This is a genomic window from Rhodococcus sp. P4_B6 (assembly GCF_056402215.1).
In genome coordinates, this window is record NZ_JBFUHV010000192.1 from 1 (window position 1) to 15,887 (window position 15,887).

General features: G+C 65.7%; 17 protein-coding genes and 1 pseudogene. 1 reads left to right on the forward strand and 17 read right to left on the reverse strand.

Annotated elements, in window-relative coordinates; translation table 11 throughout:
• Nucleotides 1-376 precede the first annotated feature (376 nt).
• Complete coding sequence (murA, locus tag AC1DWT_RS43370) at nucleotides 377-1,651, reverse strand: UDP-N-acetylglucosamine 1-carboxyvinyltransferase (RefSeq protein ID WP_072946140.1); 1,275 nt, start codon at nucleotides 1,649-1,651, stop codon at nucleotides 377-379.
• A 54-nt stretch (nucleotides 1,652-1,705) separates the two neighbouring features.
• Between murA and AC1DWT_RS43375 the strand changes: the two genes are divergently transcribed.
• On the forward strand, nucleotides 1,706-2,281 hold the full coding sequence (locus tag AC1DWT_RS43375; protein WP_206012790.1) for a cob(I)yrinic acid a,c-diamide adenosyltransferase: 576 nt from the start codon (nucleotides 1,706-1,708) through the stop codon (nucleotides 2,279-2,281).
• Here the strand turns inward: AC1DWT_RS43375 and AC1DWT_RS43380 are convergent, their stop codons facing one another.
• The 16 genes and pseudogenes from AC1DWT_RS43380 to rho form a co-directional block, all read right to left on the reverse strand.
• Nucleotides 2,282-2,704 (reverse strand): DUF2550 domain-containing protein, encoded by a 423-nt coding sequence (locus AC1DWT_RS43380; protein WP_124395819.1) that lies wholly within the window; start codon nucleotides 2,702-2,704, stop codon nucleotides 2,282-2,284. It abuts the gene before it with no gap.
• A gap of 48 nt (nucleotides 2,705-2,752) precedes the next feature.
• On the reverse strand, nucleotides 2,753-3,121 hold the full coding sequence (locus AC1DWT_RS43385; protein ID WP_007300053.1) for a F0F1 ATP synthase subunit epsilon: 369 nt from the start codon (nucleotides 3,119-3,121) through the stop codon (nucleotides 2,753-2,755).
• Nucleotides 3,122-3,127: 6 nt separating this feature from the next.
• Nucleotides 3,128-4,579: a F0F1 ATP synthase subunit beta gene (gene atpD, locus AC1DWT_RS43390; protein WP_005252960.1), complete on the reverse strand. Its 1,452-nt coding sequence runs from the start codon at nucleotides 4,577-4,579 to the stop codon at nucleotides 3,128-3,130.
• Nucleotides 4,580-4,582: 3 nt separating this feature from the next.
• Nucleotides 4,583-5,563 (reverse strand): F0F1 ATP synthase subunit gamma, encoded by a 981-nt coding sequence (locus tag AC1DWT_RS43395; RefSeq protein WP_477925517.1) that lies wholly within the window; start codon nucleotides 5,561-5,563, stop codon nucleotides 4,583-4,585.
• A gap of 48 nt (nucleotides 5,564-5,611) precedes the next feature.
• The gene (atpA, locus tag AC1DWT_RS43400; protein WP_012688409.1) at nucleotides 5,612-7,255 is read right to left on the reverse strand and encodes a F0F1 ATP synthase subunit alpha; all 1,644 of its coding nucleotides are present in this window, start codon (nucleotides 7,253-7,255) and stop codon (nucleotides 5,612-5,614) included.
• A gap of 62 nt (nucleotides 7,256-7,317) precedes the next feature.
• On the reverse strand, nucleotides 7,318-8,145 hold the full coding sequence (locus AC1DWT_RS43405) for a F0F1 ATP synthase subunit delta (protein ID WP_206012791.1): 828 nt from the start codon (nucleotides 8,143-8,145) through the stop codon (nucleotides 7,318-7,320).
• 5 nt (nucleotides 8,146-8,150) lie between these two features.
• Nucleotides 8,151-8,711, reverse strand: a complete 561-nt coding sequence (locus tag AC1DWT_RS43410) for a F0F1 ATP synthase subunit B (RefSeq protein WP_095865710.1) — start codon at nucleotides 8,709-8,711, stop codon at nucleotides 8,151-8,153.
• Between the two features lie 9 nt (nucleotides 8,712-8,720).
• Complete coding sequence (locus AC1DWT_RS43415) at nucleotides 8,721-8,966, reverse strand: ATP synthase F0 subunit C (RefSeq protein ID WP_072946125.1); 246 nt, start codon at nucleotides 8,964-8,966, stop codon at nucleotides 8,721-8,723.
• Nucleotides 8,967-9,051: 85 nt separating this feature from the next.
• A complete protein-coding gene (gene atpB, locus AC1DWT_RS43420; RefSeq protein ID WP_371851572.1) occupies nucleotides 9,052-9,837 on the reverse strand; it encodes a F0F1 ATP synthase subunit A in 786 nt (261 codons plus the stop codon).
• 321 nt (nucleotides 9,838-10,158) lie between these two features.
• Complete coding sequence (locus tag AC1DWT_RS43425; protein ID WP_072946122.1) at nucleotides 10,159-10,632, reverse strand: Cg1360 family ATP-synthase-associated protein; 474 nt, start codon at nucleotides 10,630-10,632, stop codon at nucleotides 10,159-10,161.
• Nucleotides 10,633-10,670: 38 nt separating this feature from the next.
• Nucleotides 10,671-11,852 carry a glycosyltransferase family 4 protein gene (locus tag AC1DWT_RS43430; protein ID WP_477925521.1) on the reverse strand — a complete coding sequence of 394 codons (1,182 nt, stop codon included), beginning with the start codon at nucleotides 11,850-11,852 and terminating at the stop codon, nucleotides 10,671-10,673.
• Nucleotides 11,849-12,505 (reverse strand): L-threonylcarbamoyladenylate synthase, encoded by a 657-nt coding sequence (locus AC1DWT_RS43435; RefSeq protein ID WP_072946118.1) that lies wholly within the window; start codon nucleotides 12,503-12,505, stop codon nucleotides 11,849-11,851. Before AC1DWT_RS43435 ends, AC1DWT_RS43430 begins: the two co-directional genes overlap by 4 nt.
• Nucleotides 12,502-13,431 carry a peptide chain release factor N(5)-glutamine methyltransferase gene (gene prmC / locus AC1DWT_RS43440; RefSeq protein WP_072946115.1) on the reverse strand — a complete coding sequence of 310 codons (930 nt, stop codon included), beginning with the start codon at nucleotides 13,429-13,431 and terminating at the stop codon, nucleotides 12,502-12,504. Before prmC ends, AC1DWT_RS43435 begins: the two co-directional genes overlap by 4 nt.
• 54 nt (nucleotides 13,432-13,485) lie before the next feature.
• On the reverse strand, nucleotides 13,486-14,565 hold the full coding sequence (gene prfA, locus AC1DWT_RS43445; RefSeq protein WP_072946113.1) for a peptide chain release factor 1: 1,080 nt from the start codon (nucleotides 14,563-14,565) through the stop codon (nucleotides 13,486-13,488).
• Nucleotides 14,566-14,657: 92 nt separating this feature from the next.
• On the reverse strand, nucleotides 14,658-14,900 hold the full coding sequence (gene rpmE / locus AC1DWT_RS43450; RefSeq protein WP_005252948.1) for a 50S ribosomal protein L31: 243 nt from the start codon (nucleotides 14,898-14,900) through the stop codon (nucleotides 14,658-14,660).
• A 228-nt stretch (nucleotides 14,901-15,128) separates the two neighbouring features.
• A pseudogene (gene rho, locus AC1DWT_RS43455) lies at nucleotides 15,129-15,887 on the reverse strand (transcription termination factor Rho); the annotation flags it as partial.

Genomic DNA, 15,887 nt, shown 5'->3' on the forward strand with positions numbered 1-15,887 from the left:
CTCAAAGAACACGCGCACACCATCACTGCCGAAGTAWCAACTTCAGCCTCTCCGGGGCAACCGTTCCATCTTATCCTACCAGCCTCACCGGCGCAAGCCGTGACGCTGATCAAGATCAAACCGGGATTGAAGCACCACCATACACGGCGGTGAACTTCCGATTTACCAGGCGCCTTCGTCCAACCTCGTGTCCCCCGCCTTCCGGCCGGGGTCGGTGTCCGTGTCGCTCTGACCTGGAATAAGTTACGCGAAGGGAAACTGCTTGCCAAATCGCCAGGTCACGGTGTTCGTCGTTGCAGGATTCCGCTGGTCAGAGCCGGTGCGCCCCTTCGGATCCGGGGCCTCGCCGCTCGTACCGGTTGCTGTGACGCCGGACTCACCGTGAAGAACCGGGTTCCGCGTCCACTCGTTCGATGCGGCCACCGAGTTCCTGCAGGATCTCGACGAAGCGGGGATAGCCGCGGTCGATGTGGAAGACGTCGTGCACTTCGGTCACCCCGTCGGCGACGAGACCCGCCAGCACGAGGCCGGCTCCCGCCCGGATGTCCGACGACCACACCGGCGCACTCGACAACTGCGCGATTCCCCGGATCACTGCGTGATGACCGTCCGTCCGCGCATCGGCGCCCAACCGGATCATCTCTTCGACGAACCGGAACCGCGCCTCGAAGACGTTCTCCGTGATCATCGATGTTCCCTCYGCGACCGCCGCGAGGCCGATCGCCATCGGCTGCAGGTCGGTGGGGAAACCCGGATAGGGCAGCGTCGCGAAGTTGACGGCTGTCGGCCGCGCTTCCTGGACCACCCGGAATCCGTCCGCCTCGGCCGTAACCTCGGCGCCGGCCACCCGCAGCTTGTCGAGCACCAGGCCGAGGTGCTTCGGGTTGACCCCGCGCACGCGCACGTCACCGCGCGTCATCGACGCCGCGATCCCCCACGTCGCCGCGACGATCCGGTCGCCGATGACGCGGTGCGTGGTCGGCTCGAGCTTGGGGACGCCCTGGATGGTCAGCGTGGATGTGCCGGCACCCTGGATCTTCGCGCCCATCTGGATCAGCATGTTGCACAGGTCGACGATCTCGGGTTCGCGGGCCGCGTTGTCGATCACCGTCTCGCCCTTGGCGAGGACGGCGGCCATCAGGATGTTCTCGGTCGCCCCCACCGACGGGAACGCGAGCCGGATGTTCGCACCGTGCAGGTCCTCGGCCTGCGCGACCACGCAGCCGTGCTCGATCGTGCTGTGCGCACCGAGCAACCGCAGCCCCGACTGATGCATGTCGAGGGGCCTCGAACCGATGGCGTCGCCACCGGGCAGCGCGACCACGGCGCGACGGCACCGCGCGACGAGCGGTCCGAGCACACACACCGAGGCGCGGAACTGTCGTACCGCCGCGAAATCGGCGTGGTGTTTGGGTTCGGCGGGTGTCGTGATCCGGACGACGGAATCATCGAGGTCCACCTCGCAGCCGAGGCCGCGCAGGACGTCGGCCATCAAAGGAACATCCAGGATGTCCGGACAATTGGTGACGGTTGTGGTGCCCTCAGCCAACAGCGCTGCCGCCATCAGCTTGAGAACGCTGTTCTTCGCGCCCCCGACAGACACTTCACCTACGAGGCGGTTACCGCCGGTGACAAGGAAGCGTTCGCTCACAGAACACAGCCTAGAGCCAGGGATGCCGGCACCGGAGGCCGGTACCGTAACGCTATGGCCGTACACCTCACCAAGATCTATACCCGGACCGGCGACGACGGGACCACCGGACTCAGCGATTTCTCCCGTGTGTCGAAGAACGATCCGCGGCTGATCGCGTACGCCGACTGCGACGAGGCGAACGCCTCGATCGGGGTTGCGGTCGCGCTGGGCGACCCGCCGGAGGAGATCCGGTCGATCCTGCGGCAGATCCAGAACGACCTGTTCGATGCCGGCGCCGACCTCTCCACCCCGGTGGAGGCGGAACCGAAATACCCGCCGCTGCGCATCACCGGCGAATACATCGATCGTCTCGAAGGCTGGTGCGACGAACTGAACGAACGCCTGGAGCCGCTGAACTCCTTCATTCTCCCGGGCGGGACGGCGCTGGGCGCTCTGCTGCACGTGGCGCGGACCGTGACCCGTCGCGCCGAGCGGTCCGCGTGGGCGGCCGTCGACACCAGCCCGGAGACCACCAACGCTCTTCCGGCGAAATACCTCAACCGGCTGTCGGATCTGCTGTTCATCGTCAGCAGGCTCGCGAACCCCGAGGGCGACGTGCTCTGGAAGCCGGGCGCCGGGAAGTCCTGATCAGAGTCGGCGACCGCGAACCGATCGGCCGGACGGTCGCGATTCGACCCAGGACAGGAACGCGGTCAACGCTCCCCCGTCCAGTGCGATCTCGTACGAGCTCCCGCGGTCCTTGACCGACAGGATGATGATCTCCTCGGACATGATGTCGAATTCGGAGCCCTCGGGGCTGCGACGACCTGCGACCTCGATGCCCTGGCGCTCGATACGCGAATCGGGGCCGGGTCGCAGACTCGACAGTTTGAAGAAGACGAGGGAGCCCTCGCCGTAGCGGATGACGCCGTGGCGCCACCCGGTGTCCCCCGGGGCAGGCGTCACCCGGAGGATCGCCGCGGTGCCCCCGCGGCGCAGTACTGCAAGCCGATACAGAAAAACCGCGACGAAGGCCGCGAGCAGCACAACCAGAATGATCAACACAGTCATTCCGATTGTCACTGTTCGTCGGCTCCGTCGCGGTCTTTCTCGTGCAGCCTAGGCGCGCTCGACAGCGCGGACCCGACCCTTGGCGACAGCAATCGCCTCGAGGTCGTCTCCACTCTCTGCGAGCACGGCCTTGGCCGCTTCCACATCGATGTCCTCGGCCAAGTCGGCTGACTCGGCGAGGATCGTGACTGTCTTCGCGGTCACGGACAGGAATCCGCCGTGCACAGCAGCGACGATACGCTCACCGTCGGCCGTCGTGATCGCAACCACTCCGCCCTCGACCAGCTGTCCGAGAACCGGCTCATGCCCGGGCATGACACCGATCTCGCCCTCGGTCGTCTGTGCGCTGACGAGAGTCGCCGAACCAGACCACAACCGTCGCTCCACGGCGACGAGTTCCACGGTCATCTCAGCCATCGTCGACTACTTCCCGGCGATCTTCTTGGCTGCAGCCTCGACGTCATCGAGTCCACCACAGCTGTTGAACGCCTGCTCGGGCAGGTGATCGAACTCGCCCTTGCAGATGCGGTCGAACGCCTCGATGGTGTCGCGGAGCGGCACCACGGAGCCGGGCTCACCGGTGAACTTCTCGGCGACGATGAAGTTCTGGCCGAGGAACTTCTGCAGACGACGGGCACGGCCGACGAGCACCTTGTCCTCTTCCTGCAGCTCGTCCATACCGAGGATGGCGATGATGTCCTGCAGTTCCTTGTACTTCTGCAGGATGCGCTTGACCTCGTTGGCGACCCGGAAGTGCTCGGCACCGACGATGCCGGGCTCCAGGATGCGGGAGGTGGAGGTCAGCGGGTCCACAGCGGGGTAGATACCCATCTGCGAGATCGGACGCGACAGCTCGGTGGTGGCGTCGAGGTGCGCGAACGTCGTGGCCGGCGCCGGGTCGGTGTAGTCGTCGGCGGGCACGTAGATCGCCTGCAGCGAGGTGATGGAGCGGCCTCGCGTCGAGGTGATCCGCTCCTGCAGCTCACCCATCTCGTCAGCCAGGGTCGGCTGGTAACCCACGGCCGAAGGCATACGACCGAGCAGGGTCGACACCTCGGAACCGGCCTGGGTGAAACGGAAGATGTTGTCGATGAACAGCAACACGTCCTGACCCTGGACATCGCGGAAGTACTCCGCCATGGTCAGCGCGGACAGGGCGACGCGCATACGCGTTCCCGGCGGCTCGTCCATCTGGCCGAAGACGAGGGCGGTGTCCTGGAGGACGCCCATCTCTTCCATCTCGAGGTGAAGGTCGGTGCCCTCACGGGTGCGCTCACCGACGCCTGCGAACACCGAGGTGCCGGAGAACTCGCGGGCGATACGGGTGATCATTTCCTGGATCAGAACGGTCTTGCCGACACCGGCACCACCGAACAGACCGATCTTTCCACCCTTGACGTACGGGGTGAGGAGGTCGATGACCTTGATGCCGGTCTCGAGGATCTCCGTCTTACCCTCGAGCTGGTCGAAGGCCGGTGGCTTGCGGTGGATGCCCCACTGCTCGCCGTCGCGACCCGTACCGGGAGCGTCGAGGCAGTCGCCCAGCGCGTTGAAGACGTGGCCCTTGACGACGTCGCCGACGGGAACCGAGATCGGCTTGCCCGTGTCGGACACCGAGGTGCCGCGGATCAGACCGTCGGTGGGCTGCATCGAGACGGTGCGCACCAGGTTGTCGCCGAGGTGCTGTGCAACCTCGAGGGTCAGCGTCTTGGCGACCGAGGGGAGCGTGATCTCGGCGTGCAGGGCGTTGAACAGTTCAGGAATGGCGCCACGCGGGAATTCAACGTCCACGACGGGACCGATGACCCGCACGACGCGGCCGGCGACGGACGAACCCGAGCCTGCCCCGTTGTTTTCGGTTACTGCTGCGGTCATTGCTTAGTCACTTCCTGCGCTCGAGGCGAGCGCATTCGCGCCGCCGACGATCTCGCTGATTTCCTGGGTGATCTGGGCCTGGCGAGCCTGGTTTGCCTGACGGCTCAACGTGTTCACCAGTTCGTTTGCGTTGTCCGTCGCGGCCTTCATGGCGGTACGACGGGCAGCCGACTCCGACGCCGCAGCATCCAGCAGCGAGGAGTAGATGCGGGTGCTGATGTACTTCGGCAGCAGGGCACCGAGCAGCTTGTCGGGTTCCGGCTCGAAGTTGTATCCGGCGACCGGGTCCGAGTTGCTGGACCCGTGACCGTTCGTCAGGATGTCTTCGCCGAGTTCGACGTGCTCCTCGGAGACCATCACCTCGAGGGGAGCCATCCGGCGAACCTCGGGAGACTGGGTCAGCATCGACACGAAGCGGGTGTAGACGATGTGCAGCTCGTCGACGCCTTCGATGGTGCCCTCACCGTTCGGCGCGGGAACCTCGGAGCCGGATCCGGCCATGAACAGGTCGACCAGGTGCCGGCTCGCCTTGGCAGCGTCGGAGTAGCCCGGATTCTGGGAGAACCCGGTCCACGCACCCCCCAGATCGCGGTCACGGAACGTGTAGTAGCCCAGGCCCTTGGATCCGAGCACGTAGATCACCGGATCCTTGCCCTCGCTGCGCAGCAGCTGGAACAGCYCCTCGGCCTCCTTGAGGACGTTGGAGTTGTATCCGCCGCACATACCGCGGYCACTGGTGACGACCAGGACCGCGGCACGCTTGGGATCGGTGCGCTCGTTGAGCAACGGGTGGTCCAGCGAAGCGGACGCGCTCGCCAGCTCCGAGAGAACCTTCGTGATCTCCTCGGCGTACGGCTTCGCCGCGGCGACGCGCGACTGTGCCTTCGTGATCCGCGAGGTCGCGATCAGTTCCTGGGCCTTGGTGATCTTCTTGGTCGAGTTGACCGACTTGATGCGAGACCTCAGTTCGAGAATGCTTGCCATCGATCGATCACTCTCCCTTCATGTTTCGCAGCATCATGGGCAGGCCGCTCACTTGCTGACGGTGGTGCGCTTGACGTTGATCTGCTCGTGGCCGACCTCGCCGGCGTCCAGAGCCTCAGCCTCGGCCTCGTTCACGACCCGGCTTCCGTCGGACGCGAGGAACGTTTCCTTGAACTTGTCGGTGGCCTCGACCAGTGCCTTGGCGTTGTCGGCGTCGAGGGCCTTGCCGCCCTTGATGCTCTCGTACACGCCGGAGGCGGTGCGGTGCAGCTCGTCGAGCAGTTCGGCCTCGAAGCGACGGACGTCGCCGACGGGCACGCTGTCGAAGACACCTTCACCGGCGAGGTAGATCGACACGATCTGGTCCTCGACGGGGATCGGGCTGTACTGATCCTGCTTGAGCAGCTCCACCAGGCGGGCGCCACGCTCGAGCTGTGCCTTCGAGGCGGCGTCCAGGTCGGAGGCGAAGGCCGAGAACGCCTCGAGCTCACGGAACTGGGCCAGCTCCAGACGCAGCGAGCCGGAAACCTTCTTCATGCCCTTGGTCTGCGCGGCGCCACCGACACGGGACACCGAGATGCCGACGTTGATGGCGGGACGGACACCCTTGTTGAACAGGTCCGACTCGAGGAACACCTGACCGTCGGTGATGGAGATGACGTTGGTCGGGATGTAGGCCGAGACGTCGTTGGCCTTGGTCTCGATGATCGGCAGCGCGGTCAGCGAGCCTCCACCCAGGGCGTCGGACAGCTTGGCCGAACGCTCCAGCAGGCGGGAGTGCAGGTAGAAGACGTCACCGGGGTATGCCTCACGTCCCGGCGGGCGACGCAGCAGCAGCGAGATGGCGCGGTATGCCTCGGCCTGCTTGGTCAGGTCGTCGAACACGACCAGGACGTGCTTGCCCTGGTACATCCAGTGCTGACCGATGGCGGAGCCGGTGTAGGGGGCGAGCCACTTGAAACCGGCGGAGTCGGAGGCCGGGGCAGCGACGATGGTGGTGTACTCCATCGCGCCCTGCTCCTCGAGGGCAGCCTTGACGCCCGCGATGGTGGAACCCTTCTGGCCGATCGCGACGTAGATGCAGCGAACCTGCTGCTTCTCGTCGCCGGTCTCCCAGTTGGCCTTCTGGTTCAGGATCGCGTCGATGCAGACGGCGGTCTTGCCCGTCTTACGGTCGCCGATGACGAGCTGACGCTGTCCGCGGCCGATCGGGGTCATCGCGTCGATGGCCTTGATGCCGGTCTGCAGCGGCTCCTCGACGGGCTGACGCTCGAGCACCGAGGCAGCCTGCAGCTCGAGGGCGCGGGTCTCGTCGCTCGCGATCTCGCCCAGGCCGTCGATCGGCTGGCCGAGCGGGTTGATGACGCGGCCGAGGAAGGCGTCGCCGACGGGTACCGACAGCACGTCGCCGGTCCGCTTGACTTCCTGGCCTTCCTGGATGTTCTCGTAATCGCCCAGGATGACGGCACCGATCTCGGTGGCATCCAGGTTGAGCGCGACGCCCAGAATTCCGCCGGGGAACTCCAGCAGTTCGTTGGCCATCGCCGAAGGCAGGCCACTGACGTGCGCGATGCCGTCGCTGGTGTCGGTCACGACGCCGACCTCTTCGCGGGAGGCCTCCGGGGAGTAGCTCGCGGTGTAGTTCTCGATCGCGCTACGGATCTCGTCGGAGGAGATCGTCAGCTCCGCCATGTTTTTCCTGCTCTCGGTGTCTGGTCTTCGAAAAGATCTGGGGTATGGGGTTCGGTTGCGGACTACTTGAGGGACTTCCGCAACGCTGCGAGACGTCCCGCTCCGCTGCCGTCGATCACCTCGTCGCCCACCCGGACGACCAAGCCGCTGAGGAGTTCAGGATCGACCTCCACGTGAACCGTCACCGGCTTCCCGTAGGTACGGGTGAGGGTGGCGGTCAGCCGATCCGACTGCTCACTGGACAGCGGAGCAGCGCTGCGCACCTTGGCGACAACGGCCTTCCGCTGCGCTGCTGCCAGATTCGACAGTTCGTCGAAGGCGTCCGCGGGTGCGGAGTTCTTCAACCGGCCCACTGCCTGGGTCGCCAATGCCTCGGAGACCGCGGTGACCTTGCCGTACAGCAGCTTGGAGAGCAGGTCACGCTTGCCCTTCGCCAGTACGGAACGGTCGGACAGTGACTGCTCGAGCTTGGGGTCACCGGCAACGATGCGGCCGAGACGGAAGAGCTCGTCCTCGACGGCGTCGAGCTGTCCCTGATCGGCCGCTGCCTTCAGCAGCGATTCCCGACCGAGGAGCACCAGCGAGTTGAGCAGGTCGGAGGTGGCGGACCAGTCCTGGCCCACCGCCGCCTTCAGGACGGCGAGGGTCTCGGCCGAGACCTTGCCGCCGAACACCTGCTGGGCCAGACCTTCGCGAACGCTCCCGGTCGTCGAGGTGTCCGACAGGGCACTCCGGAGAGTGCGCTGCTCGTCCAGGATCTCGACGACCGAGAACAGCTCGGCCCCGATCTGGGCCGCGGCCGCTGTGGCTGCTCCGGCAGAGACGGATCCCAAGGCCGAAGACAACGCAGCACGGGTCTGCGTCAAGGCCTCACGGCTCGCTGCGTACATGGTGCTCACTTCCCTGCTGCGGAATTTGCGCCGATGGAGTCGAGCTCGTTCAGGAATCGATCGACAGTGCCGGCCCGCTTGACGTCGTCGGCGAGGGACTCACCGATGAGCTTCTCAGCGAGGTCGACCGCGGTGCGGCCGAGATCGGCGCGCAGTTCGGCGACGATCTGCTGACGCTGGGCAACCAGCTGGTTGTTGCCGGCGGCCACGATGCGGTCGCTTTCTTCCTGAGCCTGTGCCTTCATTTCGGCGATGATCTGCTGCCCCTGGGTGCGCGCGTCCTCACGGATCTGCGCAGCTTCGGTGCGAGCTTCGGCCAGCTGAGCGCGGTACTGCTCGAGCGCCGCCTTCGCTTCGGCCTGGGCCTCTTCGGCCCGCTTGATGCCGCCGTCGATCTGCTCGGTTCGCTCGGCAAGGACCTTCTGGAACATCGGAAGGACGTACTTCCAGAAGACGAAACCAACGATGACCAGGCAGACGATCGACCAAACGATGTCATACGTCGCGGGGAGGAGAGGGTTGTGACTCTCTTCCTCTGCCGCGAGCAATGCGATGTTGGCTGCCATGTGACGGTCTTAGAAAATGAAGCCRGCGACGAGGCCGATCAGCGCGAGGGCTTCGGTGAAGGCGATACCGAGGAACATCGTGGTACGAACCTGTCCGGCCATCTCGGGCTGGCGAACCATTCCCTCGATTGCCTTACCGACAACGATGCCCACGCCGATGCCGGGGCCGATCGCGGCGAGACCGTAGCCGATGGCTCCGAAGCCCGTCGAGCGGGTTTCCTGGACAGCTTCCTGAGCGAGGTAGGCGAGGCTCATGGTGTTCCGTTCCCTTTCTGTTGACCTCCGCCGGATTCGGCGGGAGGCTCAGTTCTTGGTGTAGCTGGTCGTGAAATTTGTGGTGCTAGTGCGAATCCGCGTGCAGCGCCAGATCGATGTACACCGACGTGAGCAGCGCGAAGACGTAGGCCTGCAGGAAGATCACCAGCAGTTCGAAGAAGGTGAATGCAATGCCGGCGGCAAGCGAGGCCACACCGAACACGGCCTGGAACCCACCGGAGACGAAGAAGAAGTACTGGGTGGCGCTGAAGAACAGCACCAGCAGGATGTGGCCGGCCAGCATGTTGGCCATGAGACGAACCATGAGCGTGAACGGCCGGAGGACGAACGTCGAGATGAACTCGATCGGCACGAGCAGGAAGTGCAGCGGAAGCGGCACACCCGGGACGACGATGCTGCTCTTCACGTACTTGAAGAAGCCGTACTTCTTGATGCCGACGTAGTTGAACACGATGTACGCCAGGGCGGCGAGCACGAGCGGCATGCCGATGCGCGCGTTCGGCGAGATGTTGATGAAGGGGATGATGCTGCCGAGGTTGCTGGCGAGCACCAGGAAGAAGATGGTGGTGATGACCGGCAGGAAGCGCTTGCCCTGCTCCTTGCCGAGAATCTCTTCCGCGATGTTGATCCGGACGAAGTCGAGCGCGATCTCACCGATGTTCTGGACACCGCGAGGAATGATCTTCGGGCTGCGCATCGCGATGACGAAGAAGAGCATCATCAGCGCGGACAGCAGGATGCGAACCAGCATCAGGCGGTCGAGTTCGAACGGAGTCCCTTCGAACAGGACCGCGGGCGGGAAGAAGTCGTTCAGGGAAGGCGCGTGGAATTCTTCCGCGGCCACGTTGATGACGCTCAGCGTTCTCTCCCGTAGTCGGTCCGCAGCCTTCGTTGACTGCGGTTCGATCGGACATTGACGATCAAACAAGTCGACAAGCTCGACTCGCGTATTCGTCAGCTGCTGCGGACTGTTCGAGTCCAGCGTCTGTCGGTGTCGGCGACTCTCGTCGACTCGGCGGCCCTGAAAGTGCGGCCACCTACAAGCATGCAATACCGGCGAGTAACTGACTCGCACTCTCATTGCTCTCGCTTGACCCAGACCTTAGCAAGTCATCTACGACGTTGTGTAGACGGGGTCGGGGTCGATTCAATTTTACTACATCTCGTAGTACTACTTATCGTCCGAATCGGGCGATCCGGCGTCGTCCGACGGCGTGGGTTCGACGTACGGCGCCTTGGTACCGAGCACTCCGAACGTTTCCGCTCCCAGCACGATGACCAGCGAAAGCACCATGACCAGCACCAATGCCGTCTTGTCGTAGAAGTCGAGCGGTTTGAGGATCGCGAGGACCGTGATCGCGAGGATCATCTTCAGCAACCACGTACCGAGCAGTACCGCTCCCGCCGTCAGCGCCGGAAGCTTCGCGGTGAACAGCACACCGAGTGCGGTGCACAGGATGAATCCTCCCCCGACCGCCGCACCGAGAAGGGCCCCGTACAGGCCCGGCTTGCCCGCGACGAGAAAAGCGACGATCGAACCGACCACTGCCAGCACGATCAGACCGAGAACTCCGTAGCGCACGGCAGCCCGCAACGACGCGGTGTGATCAGGGGCGGAGGCAGGGGTGAACGTCACGGTCGCCAAGGGTAGTGGATCCTCGCCGGTCCGCGGCAACCCTCCCGTCAGCCCCGACGATCGTGCTGCTGTCCGCGAATCGACGGGACAGCCGTCACGACCAATGCGAAGACCAGGCCTCCCGCGACCAGGAGCACGACGACGCGACGGTCGAACAGGGCCGAACCGACCGCGCCGAACGCCAGCACACCGACCCACAAGTAGATGAGCAGCACGACGCGGCGGTGCGAGTGCCCGATCTGCAGGAGCCGGTGGTGGAGGTGCATCTTGTCGGGGCTGAACGGGCTCACCCCGGCGCGGGTTCGCCGGRCCACGGCCAGCAACAGGTCGAGGATCGGAATGAACATGACGGCACCGACCAACAGCAGCGGCGAGAGCAGACCGAGCAGGTCGCGGGTGCCGTACGCGGTCAACGGAATGCGACCGGACGCGCTGGTGGAGATGGCCGCCAGCATCAGTCCGATCAGCATGGAGCCGGAGTCGCCCATGAAGATCTTGGCGGGCTGGAAGTTGTGCGGAAGGAAACCGAGACACGCACCTGCCAGGGCGGCGGCGATCAGAGCGGGCGGATAGGCGCTGACGTCGCCGCCCTGATCGTGCAGAAGTCCCACCGAGAACACGCAGATCGCGAGCGACGAGATCAGGCCGAGGCCCGCGGCGAGGCCGTCGAGGCCGTCGACGAAGTTCATGGCGTTCACCATCACCACCGCGACACCAACGGTGACGAGACCGGCCTGCAGCTGGTCGAGGATGACCGTGCTGCCGTCCCCGAACGGCATATAGACGATGAACCAGCTCACCCCCATCACGACGAGGATCCCGGCCGCGGTGACCTGGCCGACGAACTTCGTGAGCGCGTCCAGGCCCCAGCGGTCGTCGACCACCCCCACCAGCACGATCACAAACCCCGACACCAGGGCCGCGGGAATGTCGGAGGTGAACTCGAATCCCCTGGTGAGCGCGGGTAGCTGCTGCGCGAACAACAACGCGACGAGCATGCCGAGATACATGCCGACCCCGCCGAGGCGGGGCGTCGGGGTGACATGGACGTCCCGGTCCCGCGGCACCGCCACTGCCCCGAACCGCAGCGCGAACAGCCGCACGGCTCCGGTGGCGAGGTAGGTCACCACCGCGGCCGTGAAGAGGACGAGCAGGAGTTCGCGCAGCGGGACACCCGCGCCCCCACCTGCTTGAGCCAGCACCACGCCGGCCGATTCGGCAGCACTCACTGGGCGGACAGACTCTCCGCCGTCACTCCGAGTACGGCGGCGACATCGCCGGTGGGCACCGCGCCTTCACGCAGGATCCGCGGGGTGGCGCCGGTGAGGTCGACGATTGTCGATGCCTGCCCCTGTTCCGCCCGGCCACCGTCGAGGTACACGCTCGCCGATCCGCCGAGTTGCTCGCGGGCTTCCTCCACCGTCGTGGCGGGCGAGCGCCCGGAGACGTTCGCGCTCGACACCGCGAGCGGACCGACCTCACGCAGCAGTTCGAGGGCGACCGGGTGCAGCGGCATGCGCAGCATGACCGTGCCCCGGGTGTCGCCGAGATCCCATGCCAGCGAAGGCGCTTGCTCCACAACGAGACTCAGCCCGCCGGGCCAGAACGCCCGGATGAGGTCGCGCGCCTGCGGGCGCACGCTGTACACCAGGCCGTCGATCGTGTTCCACGAGCCGACGAGCACGGGCACCGGCATGTCCCGCCCGCGACCCTTGGCCCGCAGGAGGGCGGCGACGGCCTCGCTGTCGAATGCGTCCGCGCCGATTCCGTACAGCGTGTCCGTGGGGAGCACGACGAGACGCCCGGCCTTCAGCGCATTCTTGGCCGCACTCAGTCCGGCGGAGCGTGAATCGGGAAGGCCACAGTCGTAAACGGTACTCACCGGTTCATTCTTTCACCCTCGGCGTCGGCCCCTGCACGCTGCGCCTCGATATCCGTTGCGACGCGCCGGGCCACGACGAACCGCGGCTTCCCCGCCAGGTCCGGATGCTCCGCGACCTCGCCGAACACCCGGCGGGACGCGAACAGTGCCGCGACGTCGGAGCCGTTCGAGTCGTCGTGCTCGATTCCGACCGCTCCCCCGATGCGCAGCCAGCGCGCGACGTTCGAGATCATCGGCTTGATGACGGACAGACCGTCAGGTCCGGCGAACAGCGCGCTGTGCGGATCGTGGTCGGCCACCTCGGGTTCGAGTTCGACACCCTCCGGGATGTACGGCGGATTCGCGACGATCAGGTCGACCCCGCCCTCGAGCCCGGCGAGCAATGTCCGGTCCGTCACGTCACCCTGGTACAGCCTGATCGGCGCGTCACCTGCCTGTTCGCGGGCGTCGGCATTGCGCCGGGCCCACGCGAGCGCATGCGGTTCCAGTTCGACGGCGTGTACGACGGCGTCGGGGCGGGCGTTGGCGATCGCCAGCGCGAGCGCGCCCGACCCGGTGCACAGGTCGAGGACCACCGGCGGATGCTGATCGCAGCTTCCGAGGAATGCGAGCGCCCACCCGAGCAGCAGTTCCGTCTCCGGGCGCGGCACGAAAACGCCGGGGCCGACCTCGATGTCGATGTCTCCCATGGCGGCCGTACCGAGGATGTACTGCAACGGAATCCGCTTGGCCCGCTGGTCGACCATCTTCTTGTAGGCGTCGATCACCGACTCGTCGACGAGCGGGACGAGCCCGAGCCGGGTTCGCTCCACCCCCAGCAGGTGTGCCGCGAGCAGTTCGGCGTCCGCACGGGAGCTACGCACCCCGGCCTCGTCGAGTTGCGCGGTTGCGTCGATCAGGGCCAGGCGAAGAGGAAGGCGACTCACAGGTACAGACTGCCACGCGGCCCGCCGCCCGGTGGCGCGGTCCCGGCTTCGCGGTTACTCCGCGGCGAGCCTCGCCTCACGGTCCGACTTGCCGAGCGCGTCGAGCAGGGCGTCGAGTTCGCCGTCCAGGACCGCATCCAGGTTGTGGGACTTGAACCCGATCCGGTGATCGGTGATGCGGTTCTCCGGGAAGTTGTACGTACGGATCCGCTCGGAACGGTCGACGGTGCGCACCTGGCTCTGCCTGCCCGCCGACGCCTCCGCGTCCGCGGCCTCCTCCGCCGCAGCCTGCAACCGGGCGGCGAGCACCTGCATGGCGCGGGCCTTGTTCTGCAGCTGCGAGCGTTCGTTCTGACAGGTCACGACGATGCCGGTGGGCAGGTGCGTGATCCGGACCGCGGAGTCGGTGGTGTTGACACCCTGACCACCCTTGCCCGAGGAGCGGTAGACGTCGATGCGCAGGTCGGTTTCGTCGATCTGCACCTCCTCCACCTCTTCCGGTTCCGGGTAGATGAGGACACCGGCGGCGGACGTGTGGACGCGTCCCTGCGATTCCGTCACGGGCACACGCTGCACACGGTGGACGCCGCCCTCGAACTTCAGCCGCGCCCAGACCCCGTCACGCACATCGCCCTTCGACTTGATCGACAGCGTCGCGTCCTTGTATCCGCCGAGGTCGGACACGGTCGCGTCGAGGATCTCGACGCGCCAACCGTGACGCTCGGCGTACCGGACGTACATCCGGGCCAGGTCGGAGGCGAACAACGCGGATTCCTCGCCGCCCTCCCCCGACTTCACCTCGAGCACCACGTCGTCACCGTCGTGCGGGTCGCGGGGAGCCAGGAGATCGGTGAGAGTCTTGTCCAGTTCGAGGACCTGCTCCTCGAGTGCGGGCACCTCGGCGGCGAAGCTGGAATCGTCGGCGGCGAGTTCACGCGCCGCCTCCAGATCGTCCTGCGCCGACTTGAGCCTGGTGTACGTCGCCATGATCGGTGCGAGTTCGGCGAATCGCTTGCCCGCCTTGCGGGCCGCGGAAGCGTCGTTGTGCAGGGCCGGATCCGCCAACTGCTGCTCCAGGCCGGCATGTTCGGCCAGGATGTCGTCGATGGCCGAAGGCTGGGTGGTCCCTGCCATGATTCGCTCCGCTCTGCGTTCGTTCGGGAAGTAGGCACAAAAAAGCCGACGCCCGKCCTGCAATTATCGCAGGACGGGCGTCGGCGGAACAGCTAGGACTCTGCAGATTCCTTGGCTGCGCCCTTGCCGGCACGCTTGCCGTAGCGAGCCTCGAAGCGGGCGACACGTCCACCGGTGTCGAGGATCTTCTGCTTGCCGGTGTAGAACGGGTGGCACTGCGAGCAGACCTCGACGTTGATACGCCCGGTCTCCTTGGTGCTGTGGGTCTCGAAGGTGTTGCCGCAACCACAGACCACGGTGGTGGCCACGTAATTGGGGTGAATGCCTGACTTCATGGTGTCCCTTTCAATGGTCGCCGGGTCGCCTTCGCCGTTCGAAGACGTGAACCGGAACCGGACTCAGCCGCTCAGTATGCCAGACCGCAGGTTCGCGATCCCAATCGGCATTTTGTGCTTGCGGTGTGGTCAACGCGGGTGGTCCGCGTTTTGTTCCACGGTGATTCCGGAGGGGGAAACAGCGGGGCCCGGCGACTAAAGTCGCCGGGCCCCGCTTCGGGTCGATGATCAGTCGTCGATCGCGCCCGGAGCAGTCTTCGACACCTGCATGAGGAATTCGAGGTTGCTCTTGCTCTTCTTGAGCCGGTCGATCAGCAGATCGATGGCCTGGTGCGAATCGAGACCGGAGAGCACGCGCCGGAGCTTGTGCAGCACCGCCGCCTCGTCCGGGCGGGGTTCACGTCCACGGCCGGGAACACGCGGCGTTCCGCGATCTTGCGGTCCAGCTTCAGCTCGGCGTTACCGGTGCCCTTGAACTCCTCGAAGATCACGGTGTCGCCGGTGGAACCGGTCTCGACCATTGCCGTCGCGATGATCGTGAGCGAACCGCCGTTCTCGATGTTGCGCGCAGCACCGAGGAAACGCTTCGGCGGGTACAGCGCGGTCGAGTCGACACCACCGGAGAGGATACGTCCCGACGCCGGCGACGAGTTGTTGTACGCACGGCCGAGGCGGGTGATCGAGTCGAGCAGGACGACGACGTCCTTACCCGCCTCCACCAGGCGCTTCGCACGCTCGATGGCGAGCTCGGCGACCGACGTGTGGTCTCCCGGCGGGCGGTCGAAGGTCGAGGAGATGACCTCGCCCTTCACCGAACGCTGCATGTCGGTGACCTCTTCGGGACGCTCGTCGACCAGCACGACCATGAGGTAGCACTCGGGGTTGTTGGTCGCGATGGCGTTCGCGATGGCCTGCAGAACRCTGGTCTTACCGGCCTTCGGCGGGCTCACGATCAGCGCACGCTGTCCCTTGCCGATCGGCATCACC